The sequence below is a fragment of the Cupriavidus sp. GW822-FHT03E04 genome (assembly GCF_058801495.1).
Genome location: NZ_JBXANI010000014.1, coordinates 135,136 through 150,285, shown reverse-complemented (window position 1 = coordinate 150,285; position 15,150 = coordinate 135,136). Strand labels below are relative to the sequence as shown.

The following is a 15,150-nucleotide window of genomic DNA, read 5'->3' as shown; positions in this document are numbered from 1 at the left end:
GCCCGGGCCGGCATCAGCGCAACGACACCAGCGCGAGCGCCGCGGCCCAGGTCACTGCGGCAGCCAGCACAAGCCCCGCACCGACACGCAACGCAAAGGCACGCCCGCCCGCGGCAGCCAGCACGATCTTGGTAGCGGTGTTGGCGGAAAAAGCCGCCAGCACCGGCCACACCGCCGCCTCTGCCGACATGCGCCCCGCCGCTACCTGCGCGGCAACCGACACGGTTGCGGCATGTGCATCGGCAAACCCGCCGGCCACGGCCACCATCATCAGCATCCCGGGCCCGGACCATGCTCGCGTGGCGCCATTGGCCAGCAAGAGCAAGGCCATGAGCAGCACGAACCCTGCCGCCACGCGCCAGTCCAGCGAGGGGCCCGCCAGTTGTGCGCCGTCCTGTGCGCCGTCCTGTGGGCCTTCTTGCGCACCATCCTGCGCGGCTGGCCTGCGCGCTGCCAGCCAGAGCCAGGCGCCGGCATAGAGGCCCATTGCCGTCAGTCCGGCCGCGAGGGGCAATGCTAATGCCCTGAGCGCTGCCGCGCTGGTCGCCGCCAGCAACAGCAGCATCTGCACGAACGTGGCCACGCTGGAAAGCAGCGCGGCCGCCACGGCCGCATCGCGTAGGCCGGGCGCCTTGCGCACCATCGCCGCCATCGAGCCGATGGTCGCCGCGCTGGAGACGAAGCCACCGAACAGGCCGGTCACCGGCAGGCCCACCCGCTCGCCGAACAGCCGCGTGGCAATATGCCCGGCGGCGCCCATCAGCATCACCAGCATCGCCACCAGCCAGAGCGTGCGCGGGTTCCAGGCGTCGAACGGGCCCATGTAGCGGTCGGGCAGCAACGGCCAGATCACCAGCGCGGCTACCGCCAGCATCAGGGCATCGCTCAGTTCCTGCCGGCTCAGCGCGTTGCGCACCAGGCCGTGCAGGGTTGCCTTGCCGTGCAGCAGGATCGCAAGGACAGTGGCGATGCCGGCGGCAAGCGCGGGATGCGTGACAGCCAGCGCGCCGAGCAAGACCGTGCACAGCAGTGCAATCTCGGTGGTCATGCCGGGATCCCTGGCCGCGGTGTGGCGGTAGCCCAGGGCGGCCAGGCCGGCGATCGCCAGCAGGACCGCCGGCAACAACCCGGCGTTGGGCAGGAACGCGCCCAGCGCGCCGCTGACGCTGGCAATGGCAAACGTGCGCAAGCCGGCCGGCGCCTCGGCACCTTCCGCCGCCTGGCTGCGCTCCCGCTCCAGCCCGATCGCAAGGCCGATCCCGAGCGCGACGCTAAATGCCACGACCGTGTGATCCATGCTATCCCCCCGGAAACGGTCCAGCTTACCGGCACCATTGCATTCCAGTCTGGCCCATGCCTGCGCAACCGGCTTGATGTGCCGCAAGCTTGATGCGGATCAACAAGCGCCGGCGGCATGCTTCTAGAATCATCTGATGGGCGAAACCGTGATTTGCCGTGGCCGCGCGACTTGCGTGAGACATGCCCGGTAAAACGGGCTCGGTAAATCGGGGTCGGCAAAACGGGCCCGGTAAGACTGGCCCGCCCTGACCGTTGACATCAGTTGGCGGCTCAGCAGCAATCCACGCGCATTACCGCACTATCGCGTTACCGCGCGCATCCAGGAGACTCACCATGACAGACCAGACCGACGTCCCCCTCGCATGCTTCACCGCCAATTGCGAGGCGGGCCTGCGCGCGCTGACCCTGATGCAGGAGAGCCGGCAGCGCTTTCTCGAACTACAGCTCGACGCGGTACGCAAGGACATCAAGACCTTGCACGACGCAGGCACGCAGCTGGCGAATGCCGGCGACTTCGCCACGCTCGCCACCCTGCCGGCGACCTTCCTGCGCAACCAGGCCGAGCATTATGCACAGCGGATGCAAGCCTGGATGAATCTCGCCATTCACAACCAGACCGCCATGGTGGAACAACTGCGGGAAGCCGCAGAGACCTGGCAGCGCTGCCAGGCCGCGGCGCTGCAGCAGGCCGGGAGCACCGCCTCGCTGCCCACGCAAGTGCAGGCTATGTTCGAAAAGTTCAGCCAGGCGGCGGCCACCCTGGATGGGACCGCCGCCAGCACCGGCGCCGCTACGCACAAGCGCGCCGCTCATGCCGGCTGAGATATTGCTGAGACGCCACTGAAGCACCACTGAAGTGCCGCTGAGACGCCGGCGGGGATGCCGCCGGCCACCGCTTGCCATGCCCGCCTAAAAGTGATCTGCTCCACCGAGGCCTGGATCGCAACCTGCTTGCCATGGATGCGCAGTTCACGCATGCCCGAAGCGCCGCGCCGCGCCGCGCCGCGTGACGTGCTGGTGCGCATCAGCGCCGCCAGCGTCAACCCGCTGGAATAAGATGGTGCGTAACGGGGAATTCAAGCTGCTCCTGAAATACAAACCCCCATTGACGGGAGCTTGAACGGCGAGTGACGTGACAGGGAAGCATGGGGCATGACCCGCGAGACACTTATCGATTCGGCAAAGGGGTGTTGCCGTTCAAGGCAGGAATCCTCGAAAACACGTCAGCCATAAAATCCATGAACACGATAGCCCGCGTTGGAAGCAGTCTGTTGGCCACATAAACCATCTGCACCGGGACGGGCGGAGCCGCATGGTCCGTCAGAATGAACTGCAATCGACCGCTGTTCAGCCCGCCCTCAAACAGCCACGCAGGTCCATGTGCCACGCCCAAGCCTGCCGTGACCGCGGCACTCACGGCGTCGGGCGAGTTGACTCTAAGCCTGCCGGAAACCGGGATGTCCGCGTCCCGGAATCGCCAGGTCGCCCCGGACGACAGCAGGGTGTAGATGACGCAATCGTGGTCGCGCAGGTCATCTGGGGTCTGCGGAACTCCGCGTTTGGCCAGGTAGTCCTTGCTGGCGACGAAGACTCGGTCGTACCAGCCAAGACGCCGGGCGCGCAAGGTACTGTCCTCCAGGTGTCCGATGCGAATGGCGAGTTCGGTCCCTTCATTGACCAAGTCCACGTATCGATCATTGAGTTGAAGATCCAAGATCAATTGGGGGTAGCGCTCCAAAAAGGTCGGCACATGCGGCAACACAAACGCGTGTGCGAGAGCCGTAGGGCAGGCTACGCGCAAGAGCCCCGATGGCTCGACGTTGTTCCTGAAGGATGATTCGGATTCATCCACCGCATCCAGGATGCCCCGGATGTCCGCATAGTAGCGTTCGCCCTCCGGCGTCAAAGATAGCTTTCGCGTAGACCGATGGAGCAAGCGCGTCTGCAAGTGATCCTCCAGAGCCGCCACATAGCGGCTGACATTGGGTTGCCCCAGCCCTAGATCGCGCCCTGCCGCCGAAAAGCTCCCGGTTTCTACGGCACGCGCGAAGCATGTCATCAAAAGGAATCGATCCACGCCTTCACCTCAATTCATGCTGATTTTGCATGAATTATATACGAATAGACAATCTTATCTATATTTCTGCATGAGCGCATATTTCTCCCTGTCGACCGCGGTGGTCGTCATTCACCGGAGAATTCAAATGTCGCGCTTGCAAGGTAAACGTACCCTCATCACTGGCGGCACCAGTGGCATCGGGCTGGAAACGGCAAAGCAGTTTCTAGCGGAAGGCGCCCGCGTGATCGTCACTGGCGTCAATCCCGATACGATTGCAAAGGCACAAGCCGAACTGGGCCCAGAAGTTCTGGTGCTGCGCGCTGACTCGGCCAGCGTTGGAGCACAAAAAGAACTGGCACAAGCCATCAAGGACCACTACGGGCAATTGGACGTTGCCTTCCTCAATGCCGGCGTATCCGTCTGGCTGCCTATCGAAGAGTGGACGGAGGAGATGTTCGACCGTTCTTTCGACATCAACGTCAAAGGTCCCTACTTCCTGATGCAGGCACTGCTTCCGGTCTTCGCAAATCCTGCGTCAGTCGTACTGACCACCTCCGTGAGCGCGCATGCCGGCGCGGACCGCTCGTCCGTGTATGCCGCCACGAAGTCCGCATTCCTGAACATGTCGAAGACGCTTTCGACTGAATTGCTGGGCCGCGGCATCCGTGTCAACGCAGTGAGCCCCGGACCGGTCGAGACTCCGTTGTACGACAAGCTCGGGATTCCGGACGCGTATCGCGAGCAGCTCAACAAAGAGATTGCGGCAAGCATTCCGCTTGGGCGCTTCGGTACGTCCGACGAGGTGGCCAAAGCCGTGCTGTATCTGGCTTCTGACGAGTCGCGCTGGACGGTCGGCTCTGAAATCGTCGTTGACGGCGGCCGCTTGCTGAATGGTTAAGCGCGTAGCCCAAGAATTGGGCGAATTCTGTGCCGCGGTTTCTGTTTGATAAACCATCCAGGGCCACAAGACACAATGAACACACTTACGCTAATAAGTCATCCACTGTGCCCATTCGTCCAGCGCGCCACAATCGTGCTTCTTGAGACAGGCCAACGTGGAGGACGCGATCTTGTTCGAAAGCGTGGTCATTTGCGAGTACCTTGACGAAACGCAGGGCGGCGCGGCGATGTACCCCGCTGACGCGCTGTCTCGCGCCCGACACCGGGCGTGGATCGAGTTTGCCACCCAGACCTTCGCCGAAGCTTGGCAGTTCCTCCACGCTCGCGACTCTGGGACTGCCGATGCCAAGCGCACCGCATTTCGCGAACGGCTCGGCAAGCTGGAGTCGGAAATGGGCATGGGGCCGTTTTTCGCGGGCGCGGCCTTTGGCATGGTCAATGCGGTTTACGCCCCGCTCTTCCGCTACTTCGGAATCATCGACGGGACGGTCGCGCATCAGATCTTCGACGGTCTTCGCTCCGGCACTGCGCTCATTGGCCGAACGCAGCGGCGAGACCGGCTATCTCGCAGTGCCCTGCGGTACGCGCGAATACCGTCTACCGCTTCGCGGCTGGGCAACCAGGCAGACGAGCTTGGGCCTTGCGCTCAATTCTATCGGGGACGTCGTCTTTGGCGGAAATCATGTTTTCACTCATCCCGAGTCCCCGCGCCCCTTGAAATACGGACAGGGCCAGGTCCTCTACCCGCGCTGCGCCACCTCAATGAAATCGCGATCCGTCTTACTTGAATCGCAGCGCTAGGCCCTTGTTGTGCACCGTCGCACCAACTTAGTGGCTCAGGCCAACCATCCCTACATAGTTCTCGGCTAGCGCTGTGGCGCCGGCTCGGGACGACGTCACGTATCGTAGCTCCGATACTTGAAGCTGCTGATCAAACGGGCTCGCGTCATCAAACCGATGCAGCATGCTGGTCATCCACCAAGAAAAGTGCTCAGCCCGCCAAATGCGCTGAAGCGCAGTGGCCGTGTAGGTGTTCAGTTTGTCCTCCGTGCCGTGCTTGTAGAAGCTATCAAGTCCTTCGGCCAAGATCTTCACATCGTTGACGGCCAGGTTCATTCCCTTGGCGCCGGTCGGGGGAACGATATGAGCGGAGTCACCCGCGAGGAACAGCCGGCCATGCTGCATGACGTTGGAGACAAAGCTGCGCATCCCCACGATGTTCTTCTGGAAGATGCGACCTTCCGTCACGCGCCAGCCATCGGCCTGGTCCAGTCGTGCGTGCAGCTCGGACCAGATTCGGTCGTCGGACCAGTTGTCAACTGAATCTTTGGGATCGCACTGGAAATACATGCGCTGAACCGTTGGGGATCGCGTGCTGATGAGCGCGAAGCCGCGGTCATGTCGCGCGTAGATGAGTTCATCGCTCGAAGGGGGCGCCTCAACGAGAATTCCAAACCAGCCAAACGGATAGAGTCGCTGGTGGTCCTTACGTACCGCCTCAGGAATGGCCTGGCGGCTGGGCCCCTGCGAGCCATCACAGCCGATCACGAAATCGCAGTGGATCTCGCAAGTATCGCCATCCTTTTCATAGCGGATGGAAGGCTTCGTCGATTCGATGTCGTGCAGGGACGTGTTCGACACGCCAAACACCGGCTTTCCGCCGGCGGCGACGCGCGCCGCGACCAGGTCTTTGATAACCTCGTGCTGCGCGTAGACCGTAATGGCATGACCGGTCAAATCGGTCAGATCAATACGATGCCGCTCACCTTCGAAAGCCAGCTCGAACCCACGGTGAAGAGCACCCTCCGCCACCATCCGCGTTCCCAGCCCCACTTCCTGCAGCAAGTCCATGGTCCCCTGCTCGAGCACACCAGCCCGGATGGTCGATTCGATCTCGTCACGGGTGCGTGACTCAATCACAACCGAGTCGATGCCCTTAAGGTGCAAAAGGTGCGACAGCAGCAGGCCCGCCGGACCTGCACCAATGATTCCAACCTGAGTACGCAAGATCGTCTCCATCCCGGCAATTAGTGCATTAAAAGCCATATTGATGTGGGAGGCTATTCATCGCGTCCCCACTTCATCCGCACTCAGCGTAGCAGCCGCAACGCCGAAATGTCAATGGTACGACCATTATGAATGAACGATAAAACTCGGGGGTGCGGTATGTGTGTCGATCCGCCGCCGTGCACATGAAATGTAATTACGATGCCGAATATATTGAGAGCATTCACTAACATAATGCCTCCCCTCACCGCAGCAGCGCTCCTCCACTCAGGGCTTACCCCACCTTCAGTTTGCCTTGACATGGATACCGCATCGGTCGATATAATCAATGGACCAACCATTGAACAATGAAAAGGATGGAGACAACATGCGATACCTGAAGTTGCCCCTGATGGCGGCATGTGCGTTCCTCGCGGGCAATGCGATCGCACAGGACCCCTACCCCTCGCGCCCGATTACTATCGTTGTGCCCTACCCTGCGGGAGGCACCAGCGACATCCAGGTCCGGAAGATCCAGGAACCGCTGTCAAAACTCCTGGGGCAGCCCGTCGTGGTGGACAACAAGGCCGGGGCATCTGGCGGTATCGCAGCCATGGCCGTCGCCCGCGCAAAGCCCGATGGCTACACCTTCCTGTACGCCAACAATGGGCTGCTGATCGCCCCGCTGCTTTACAAAAAATCTGGATACAACCCGCTTAAGGATTTCACCCCGGTTGGTACCGTGACGTCCGTGCCCTTGGTGCTGGTCGCGAACAAAGCTGTCCCGGCAAAGAACCTGCAGGAATTTCTCCAGTACGCCCGCAAGCAGCCTAACGGCGTTCGCTATGCGTCTGCCGGCACCGTTTCCTATGGTCACCTCGCGACTGTCCGATTTGGCCAGATGGCGGGCATCAAAGTCGACCATATCCCCTACAAGGGGGAAGCCGGCACGACCTTCGCCGCAAAAGCCGGGGAGGTGGACATGCTGCTCACGACCCCGTCGCCGACCATGCTCTCGCAAGTAGGCCCGGGTGGGCTCACGATGCTCGGGGTTGGTACCGAGAAGCCATCGCCTGTTGTGCCGGGCGTTCCCACCATCAACCAGGCTGTCCCCGGCTTTACCGCGGAAGCCTGGTTCGGACTGCTGGCGCCCGCCGGCACACCGGACGCGATCGTGCAGAAGGTCAATAGCGCCATTGCCACGGTGATGGCCGACAAGGGCGTTCAGGACTGGCTGATCAAGACCGGGGCCCAAGCACAGCCCTCTTCGTCTGCCGCCTTCGCTGCGATTCTGAAAAAGGAAACCGCGCAATGGCAGGACATCATCACCAAGTACAACATCCAAGCTGAATAGTCTGTCATCGCGCTATGTCTGAACAACTCGCATACGACCTGGTCGTCATTGGCTCCGGCGCCGCAGGCCTGGCTTGCGCCATTACCGCGCGCAAACGGGGCATGAATGTCGTGGTACTGGAGAAGGAGCCTGTCTTTGGCGGCACGACCGCCCTGTCAGGTGGCGTCCTGTGGGTGCCTCTCACCCATCATGGCTTGAAGCAAAACCCAAAAGATTCGATCGAAGCGGTTCAGGAGTTCCTGCGCAGCGAAACAGGCACCTTCTACGACGAGGCCGTCGCGAAGGCGTTCATCGAAGCCGGCCCGGAAATGGTCAATTTCTTTGAACGCGAGACAGACATGAAGTTCGTACCGACGCTGTACCCGGACTATCATCCGATTGCTCCCGGCGGCGTCGATGTCGGAAGATCCATCCTTGCTGCCCCCTTTGACATCAGGGGGCTTGGCAAGGATATGCCGAGACTCAAGCCACCTTTGAAGACCATCACCTTCATGGGGATGATGTTCAACTCGTCCAACGCTGACCTCAAGCACTTCTTCCGCGCCACCAAGTCTTTCCGGTCTTTCCTCTATGTGGCATGGCGTCTCGCGAATCACGTCAAGGAAATCGCGATTTACCGGCGAGCGATACATGTAACGAGTGGCAATGCACTGGCCGCCCGTCTCGCCAAGTCTGCCCTGGACCTGGGCATCCCTATCCTGACAGATACCCCCGCGTCTCAGCTGATCAGTCAGGGAGACCGCGTAATGGGCGTCGTTGCAAAGACCAGGGATGGCGAGAAGTCGTTCATGGCGCGTCACGGCGTCGTACTCGCATGTGGAGGATTTCCGCACGACCTCAAACGGATCGGCGCCGCGTATCCCCATCTGCGCCGCGGCCATCAACACCTTTCGCCAACGCCGAAGGGCAATACAGGTGACGGGGTGGCCATGGCCGAAACGGCAGGCGGCCACGCTAACATCCGATACACGTCGCCCGCAGCTTGGATGCCCGTGACCAAAGTCGATTTCGGCAATGGCGAGATTGGCGTATTCCCCCACTTGCTGGATCGCTATAAGCCCGGCGTCATTGGTGTGCTGAGCCACGGGGGGCGGTTCACCAACGAGTCCAATTCGTATCACGACGTGGGCTCCGCGATGATCAAAGCTTGCGAAAACCTCAAAGAGACGGCCATGTGGCTCGTCTGCGATCGAGAGACTCTCGGCAAATATGGGCTCGGCTATGTGAAACCCGCACCGATGCCGATCGGAAAATTTATCCGAAATGGCTACCTCTTCCGTGGCGACACGCTGGAGGACCTGGCGCGCGCAACAGGCATCGATGCTGCCGGCCTAGTCCAGACCGTCCACGAGTACAACAAGTCAGCCGAAGCCGGACAAGATGCTGAATTCGGCCGAGGGACGACTTCGTTCAATCGATTCCTGGGCGACCCGGATCACAAGCCGAACCCCTGTGTCGCCCCCATTAAGAAGGGACCGTTCTACGCCATCAAGCTGGTCATGGGCGACCTCGGAACCTTTGACGGGTTGACCACAAGCGTTGTAGGCGACGTGCTCAAGAAAGATGGGGCACCGATCCCGGGGCTCTACGCCGTCGGAAACGACCGTGCAAGCATGATGGGCGGCAACTATCCCGGCGCGGGCATTACCCACGGACCCAACATGACCTTCGCTTACATCACTGGCAAGCACATCGCCAAGCAGGCGGGGGCGGCGTGACCACCAGGAAGAGAGTTCTTGTGGACCATCGGGTCTACACCATTGCCCTGCGAAAGATGCCGGAGTTCCTCGACATCTTCCACCGGCTCGCCATGCCGATTCTGATGGAGACCCTCGGGCATCCGCTAGGGTTTTACACCAGCATGGTGGGCCCGCAGAACCAGTTCATCCATCTGTGGGCTTACGAGGACCTCACCGACTACGAGAACCGGTGCCGGGCCCGAGATAGCCACCCTCGCTTTGGGGAATATCTCGCGGCATCCGGTCACCTCATCACGGCACAGGAAACACGGCTAATCCGGATGACGGATATCCCACAGCTCCCATCCACGCAGTGAGCGGGAGGCGATGGGGCTGATTTTGCTTGAACAGACAGGCCGCTGGACGACGTGTCACGCCTGCCGACACCTTACCGGCTTCCGGCCTCGCAGCCCGCAATAATGAACAAAACGGAGACAACGATGGCAACCCAACCCAACAGGCAGCGCAGGATTCTCACCGCTACGGTGGGCGCCTTGTTCGTCAGCGCAAGCACGACGGTCATGGCGCAGTCCAAGGACTTTCCGACCAAGCCCATCCGCTTGGTCGTGCCGACCGCCGCCGGCGGAAACCTGGACCTCATGGCACGCATCCTCGGCGAGCACATGAGCAAGGCCTGGGGACAACAAATCGTTGTCGATTCGAAGCCGGGCGCAAACACGATGCTGGCCACCAGTGCCGTGGCCAGGTCGCCGGCAGATGGCTATACGGCGCTACTTACCGTGAGCGGCTTCGTGCAGAACCTCGTTCTCCAGCCCAACCCGCCGTACAAGGCGAGCGACCTGATCCCCGTGTCCCAAGTCGCCTGGTTGCCCGTTGCGTTGGCGTCGAGCACGAAGCTGCCCGCCACGGATCTGGCGAGCATCATCAAACTCGCCAAGGCGCAACCGGACAAATTCAGCTTCGGCAGCTACGGCATGGGTTCCGGGGGGCATATTATCGGCGAGGGCTTGAACCACCTCGCAGGCGTGAAGATCAAGCATGTCGCCTACAAGGGGGAATCCCCTGCCTTCACGGATCTCGTTGGCGGCAATATTGAACTGGCTTACGGATCGGTAGGACTCTACGCGCATCAAATGAGTGGCGGAAAGGTTCGACTATTGGCCGTCGCGAGCACGAAGCGGCTCAAGACCTTTCCCGACGTCCCCACCTTCGCGGAAGCGGGATATCCTGACATCAACATCCCGGGATGGGGCGGCATCTTCCTGCCAGCTGGTACGCCTGCGGCGATCGTCGAGAAGTTTAGCCAGGAAATTCGACGTGTCGTCGCCCTGCCCGACGTTCAGAGGAAGATCCTCGAAATGGGATTCGAGCCGACCGTCACGACCAGCGCTCAGTTTTCGGAACTCATTGCGAGCGATATCAAACGCTGGGGCAAGATCGTTCTCGACAACAACATCAAGCTAGACTAGCCACACGCCGGCTTCCGGCCGCAAGAGCCCAGCGGATCGTTCGTTCCGCCGGGCTCTTTGTCTTTCCAGCTCCACCGCCTTCGCATCCATCTTCGTGCGCTTGCCTCGCCCCCGCCATCGCTCGTCCCTTCTCTCTATTGCATATGGTTGAACCAATGATATTATCGACGTGGAGACAGATCCAAACGGAGCAAACATGACCATCAAAGGCAAGGCATGCATTGTGGGCGCTTACGAGCACCCCACACGCAAAGCACCAGACAAGACCGTCGCCCAGTTGCACGCCGAATGCGCGAAAGGCGCGCTCGAGGACGCCGGGCTGACCCTTCAAGACGTGGACGGCTATTTCTGCGCCGGCGATGCCCCCGGACTGGGGGCAAACAGCATGGCCGACTACTTGGGCCTGACGCATCTTCGCTACGTAGACACCACGGATACAGGTGGCTCCGCCTACCTGATTCACGTATCGCACGCCGCGCAGGCGATTGCTGCCGGCAAGTGCAATGTCGCACTCATTACGCTCGCCGGGCGCCCTCGTACTGAAGGGGCGAGCGGCGTCGGCGTTGGCGCGCGACTCGTCACCGCGTCCACGCCAGACGTACCGTGGGAAATGCCGTATGCGCCCGTGACGGTCAACATGTATGCCCTGGCAGCCGCACGGCATATGTACGAATTTGGCACCACTTCCGAGCAACTCGCTTGGATCAAGGTGGCCGCAGCGGCCCATGCACAGCACAACCCCCATGCGATGCTGCGAGAACCGGTGACGGTGGAAGACGTTCTCGCATCCCCGTTGATCGCCGATCCTCTCCATAAACTGGATTGCTGCGTGGTCAGCGACGGCGGTGGTGCGCTCGTCGTGGCACGACCGGAGATCGCCCGACGACTGCAACGGCCCATTGTCAACGTACTGGGCGCAGGCGAAACGATCAAAGGCCAACTGGGCGGCAATGTCGACTTGACCTGGTCCGGGGCGGCCATCTCCGGACCCGCCGCGTTCGAAGAGGCAGGCGTCAGGCCATCAGACATCCAGTACGCCTCCATCTATGACAGCTTCACAATCACGGTCCTAATGCAACTGGAAGACCTCGGATTCTGCAAGAAAGGCGAAGGTGGCAACTTTGTGGCGGACGGCAACCTCATCTCTGGGGTAGGCAAGCTCCCGTTCAACACGGATGGCGGCGGCCTGTGCAACAACCATCCTGCCAATCGTGGCGGCATTACCAAGGTCATCGAAGCTGTCCGGCAACTCCGCGGTGAGGCCCACCCGAAGGTCCAGGTAGCCAATTGCGGCCTGGCCCTCGCACAAGGTACGGGCGGTCTGCTCGGATCGCGGCATGGCAGCGCAACATTAATTCTGGAAAGGGAATGAGCAATGAGCACCCCCTACGTTGAACGCCCGCTTTCGCCTCCGCTGACCGACGCCAGTACCGAGCACTACTGGCGCCTTGCTCGGGAAGGTGTTCTGAGCACGAAACGATGCAAGTCCTGCAGCAAGCTGCATTGGTACCCCCGCGCGCTGTGCCCCTTCTGTCAGGGTGACACCGAGTGGGAAGGCCTGTCCGGACAAGGAACCATCTACAGCGTGAGCGTTACCCGCAAGGCTGGCCCCACGCCCTACGCCATTGCCTACGTCACACTCGACGAAGGGCCAACAATGCTCACTAACATCGTCGATTGCGACCTGGACACCCTGACAATCGGCCAACGCGTCAAGGTTTGCTTCAAACCGGCCGAGGGCGACGATGCCGTCATCCCAATGTTCACCCCGGTATAGCGAGCCCCTCATGGAAACTCTCGCCTTCGAAGTCATCAACCGCGTCGGATGGATCCGGCTGACCCGATCCAAAAAGCACAACCCATTTGACGCGGAGTTGCGTTCCGAACTGATCTCGGTCCTCGAGCGCGCCCGCAGCGACTCGGAGATTCGTGCACTCGTCCTGATCAGTGAACCGGGCTCGTTTTGCGCCGGCGGCAACTTGCAGTTGTTGCGTGAACATGTCGATTCAGGTCCGGCATACTGGCAACATCGCATCAAGGAAGGTCTGCGCTTCATTCACGACATGTTGAGCCTGGGAAAACCAGTGATCGCTGCAGTGGATGGTCCAGCCTTCGGCGCAGGCTTTGCGCTGGCGCTGGCGGCAGACATGGTCATTGCCACCCCGCGCGCCCGATTCTCCATGGCGTATTTGCGATTGGGCCTCGTACCAGATTTGGGTGCACTGTACCTGTTGCCGCGGGCCGTGGGTCTGCAACGCGCGAAGGCGTTGATGTTCTCGACCCGGGAGCTTTGCGCAGACGAAGCGCAGCGAATGGGCCTTGTCATGGAAGTTCAGCCGAGCGACGCCCTGGAAGACCGGGTGCGCGATATCGCGGAAAGCCTGACGCACGCCGCCCCGGCGGCTCTGGCTTTGACCAAAGCCGCCCTGAATGCGTCCTTGGATGTTGACCAGCAGTCGATGTTCAGTCTGGAGGCTGCAAGCCAGGCCGCCGCTTTTTCCGCGCCCGAGCCTCGGATCGCCATCGATGCCATGTTGGCCAAACGCACGCCGCCCTTCCGCGGCGTCCCGCCTGCCTCAACGTGATCGCCGAGCGCGCAGGCCCACGGGGCTGCGCGCTCGGCACCATCCCACCCATATCGCTCACTTACGCAAGGGAGCAATGCCTGCGACTTAGGTGGCCTCCCGGCTGGGAAAATCCGTCCGATCACATCCCGCAACGCAAGGGACAACCGCTGCTTTGCGCCCGCGGGAACGCCGAAGGCCATTGTCGAGCAATTGCATGCGGCCATCACAAGCGCCTCGAGTTCGCCCGAATTCCAACGCCAGATGCTCGACAATGGTCTCGAAGTCGCACCTCCCCTGTCACCCGAGCAATTCGGCGCGCTCATGCGCAAATCGCATGCGGAGTGGCTAGCCATCAAACAGGCGAGCGCGATCCGCGTCGACTAATTCGTCATTAGGCGCCATCCTGCCGCGACAGTGCCTAAAGGTGCGGCGGGCACGAGCATCCGCTTACGACGAGCAAAAAAAGGGCGCCTCACGGCGCCCCAAAGCATGAATTCGAAACGCGATTCAGAAGATGTGGCGGATACCAATGGCCGCCCCCACCTGGCTGCTCTTGCCCGCACCGAGCAGGTAGCTGCCGCTGGTGGCAGTGGTTGCTATCCCGCCGAATGCCAAGGCAGCGTTCTTGGCGTATGCGGTCGTCAGATAGACATTGGTCCGTTTCGAGAAGTCGTAGCTCGCCATGAAGCTAACCTGATAGGGGCTGTTGCGATCGACTTCCGCGCCGTTGTACTGGGCGCGAATGGTGTGCAGCTTGTCGTAGTAGTAGGCCAGCGTCAAATTGACTTTCGGGGCGGCCTGATAGTTGATACCAAACCAGAGGAAATCGTCTCGAAACGCCACCGAGCCGTTCGAAAACTCGTTGCGCCCCCAGCGATAGCCACCAGACAGCCGAATCGGACCCATGTTGTAGCCAGCCGCAATCGCGGCCTTACGGAAGTTCCCGATGCCCGTGTCGCCGAGCGCCGTCAGCGTGGGATAAAACTGGTCATACGCGACCGACATGCCAAAGTTGCCAGGCGAGTACTCCAGGGACGCGCCGTAGCCTGCGTTTGCGCGGAACTGCCCCGGAGTCTCGCCCGCCCCAAAGACCCCGTTGCCGAACGTCCAGTGCGCACGCGCCGAAATCGCGCCCCGCTCAATGAGATAGTTCAGACTGTTGTCGTTGCGCAGGTTCATCCCGATGAGCAGCCCCAACGGCTCGTACATCGGCGCGTACGCGGTGGGGGAATAGTTGGCCAGGCCACGAAACAGGGTGCTGTACTGCCGACCGAACGTCAGCGTGCCATAGGTCGCGCTGCTCAGGCCCACGAATGTCTGCCGGTCATAGAGCTTGGCGGCGTTAAATTGCGTGCCCGTATCGGTGGAGAAGCCACCTTCCACAGTAAACACCGCCTTGAGGCCGCCGCCGAGATCTTCCGTTCCACGCATGCCCCAGCGATTGCTTGCAAAGCCCCCGCCGCTATTGCGCAAGGCGCTGCCGGATACACCACTGGTATTCGTAAGCTTGTTCACATACTCGATATTCGAGTCAATGACGCCATACAGGGTCACACTGGCATTGGCATGCCACGCAGCCCCGGACAACCCAACGGCTGTCAGAGCAAGCATCGTTTTCTTCACCTTGTCTCCTCCGGTTCTCTTTCGTCATCTCGCGAGCAATGCCTCGCTAAGAGCTTCAGGCGCTGGACTTGTCTGATGCCGTCCGTTCGCTTCGACGGATTAAATAGCATTGGTTGAACCATAGGTATAGTGGAAAACCCGATCGATGTTCTCATTGGTTCAACCACTGCTATTATGAGGGGGTGAGTTGGTG

15 protein-coding genes are annotated in these 15,150 nt (G+C 61.0%); 10 read left to right on the top strand and 5 right to left on the bottom strand.

What is annotated here, in order from left to right; translation table 11 throughout:
- Positions 1-13 precede the first annotated feature (13 nt).
- Positions 14-1,297, bottom strand: a complete 1,284-nt coding sequence (locus AC1RQC_RS21640; protein ID WP_492884558.1) for an MgtC/SapB family protein — start codon at positions 1,295-1,297, stop codon at positions 14-16.
- Between the two features lie 335 nt (positions 1,298-1,632).
- Between AC1RQC_RS21640 and AC1RQC_RS21635 the strand changes: the two genes are divergently transcribed.
- The gene (locus tag AC1RQC_RS21635; protein WP_492884557.1) at positions 1,633-2,121 is read left to right on the top strand and encodes a phasin family protein; all 489 of its coding nucleotides are present in this window, start codon (positions 1,633-1,635) and stop codon (positions 2,119-2,121) included.
- Between the two features lie 346 nt (positions 2,122-2,467).
- On the opposite strand, the gene AC1RQC_RS21630 is transcribed toward AC1RQC_RS21635, so the two are convergent.
- Positions 2,468-3,376 carry a LysR family transcriptional regulator gene (locus AC1RQC_RS21630; RefSeq protein WP_492884555.1) on the bottom strand — a complete coding sequence of 303 codons (909 nt, stop codon included), beginning with the start codon at positions 3,374-3,376 and terminating at the stop codon, positions 2,468-2,470.
- A 127-nt stretch (positions 3,377-3,503) separates the two neighbouring features.
- On the opposite strand from AC1RQC_RS21630, the gene AC1RQC_RS21625 reads away from it, so the two are divergent.
- On the top strand, positions 3,504-4,256 hold the full coding sequence (locus AC1RQC_RS21625) for an SDR family oxidoreductase (protein ID WP_416047273.1): 753 nt from the start codon (positions 3,504-3,506) through the stop codon (positions 4,254-4,256).
- 85 nt (positions 4,257-4,341) lie between these two features.
- Here AC1RQC_RS21625 and AC1RQC_RS21620 read toward each other — a convergent pair whose 3' ends face one another.
- Positions 4,342-4,755 carry a hypothetical protein gene (locus tag AC1RQC_RS21620; protein ID WP_492884553.1) on the bottom strand — a complete coding sequence of 138 codons (414 nt, stop codon included), beginning with the start codon at positions 4,753-4,755 and terminating at the stop codon, positions 4,342-4,344.
- A 331-nt stretch (positions 4,756-5,086) separates the two neighbouring features.
- Positions 5,087-6,265 (bottom strand): 4-hydroxybenzoate 3-monooxygenase, encoded by a 1,179-nt coding sequence (locus AC1RQC_RS21615; RefSeq protein ID WP_492810215.1) that lies wholly within the window; start codon positions 6,263-6,265, stop codon positions 5,087-5,089.
- A gap of 367 nt (positions 6,266-6,632) precedes the next feature.
- Between AC1RQC_RS21615 and AC1RQC_RS21610 the strand changes: the two genes are divergently transcribed.
- From AC1RQC_RS21610 to AC1RQC_RS21575, 8 genes are all read left to right on the top strand, one after another.
- Entirely contained in the window at positions 6,633-7,598 is a 966-nt protein-coding gene (locus AC1RQC_RS21610; RefSeq protein WP_492827127.1) for a Bug family tripartite tricarboxylate transporter substrate binding protein, read from the top strand.
- 14 nt (positions 7,599-7,612) lie between these two features.
- Positions 7,613-9,316, top strand: a complete 1,704-nt coding sequence (locus AC1RQC_RS21605; RefSeq protein ID WP_492884551.1) for an FAD-dependent oxidoreductase — start codon at positions 7,613-7,615, stop codon at positions 9,314-9,316.
- On the top strand, positions 9,313-9,654 hold the full coding sequence (locus tag AC1RQC_RS21600; protein WP_492884549.1) for an NIPSNAP family protein: 342 nt from the start codon (positions 9,313-9,315) through the stop codon (positions 9,652-9,654). Before AC1RQC_RS21605 ends, AC1RQC_RS21600 begins: the two co-directional genes overlap by 4 nt.
- Before the next feature lie 123 nt (positions 9,655-9,777).
- On the top strand, positions 9,778-10,767 hold the full coding sequence (locus tag AC1RQC_RS21595) for a Bug family tripartite tricarboxylate transporter substrate binding protein (RefSeq protein WP_492884547.1): 990 nt from the start codon (positions 9,778-9,780) through the stop codon (positions 10,765-10,767).
- Between the two features lie 196 nt (positions 10,768-10,963).
- Positions 10,964-12,139, top strand: coding sequence for a thiolase family protein (locus AC1RQC_RS21590; RefSeq protein ID WP_492810205.1), 1,176 nt, complete (start codon positions 10,964-10,966; stop codon positions 12,137-12,139).
- Positions 12,140-12,142: 3 nt separating this feature from the next.
- On the top strand, positions 12,143-12,544 hold the full coding sequence (locus tag AC1RQC_RS21585) for a Zn-ribbon domain-containing OB-fold protein (RefSeq protein WP_492810203.1): 402 nt from the start codon (positions 12,143-12,145) through the stop codon (positions 12,542-12,544).
- A 10-nt stretch (positions 12,545-12,554) separates the two neighbouring features.
- Positions 12,555-13,352 carry an enoyl-CoA hydratase/isomerase family protein gene (locus AC1RQC_RS21580; protein ID WP_492827137.1) on the top strand — a complete coding sequence of 266 codons (798 nt, stop codon included), beginning with the start codon at positions 12,555-12,557 and terminating at the stop codon, positions 13,350-13,352.
- Between the two features lie 111 nt (positions 13,353-13,463).
- Entirely contained in the window at positions 13,464-13,718 is a 255-nt protein-coding gene (locus AC1RQC_RS21575) for a tripartite tricarboxylate transporter substrate-binding protein (RefSeq protein ID WP_492884669.1), read from the top strand.
- Positions 13,719-13,841: 123 nt separating this feature from the next.
- Here AC1RQC_RS21575 and AC1RQC_RS21570 read toward each other — a convergent pair whose 3' ends face one another.
- A complete protein-coding gene (locus AC1RQC_RS21570; protein WP_492810197.1) occupies positions 13,842-14,957 on the bottom strand; it encodes a porin in 1,116 nt (371 codons plus the stop codon).
- Positions 14,958-15,150 lie beyond the last annotated feature (193 nt).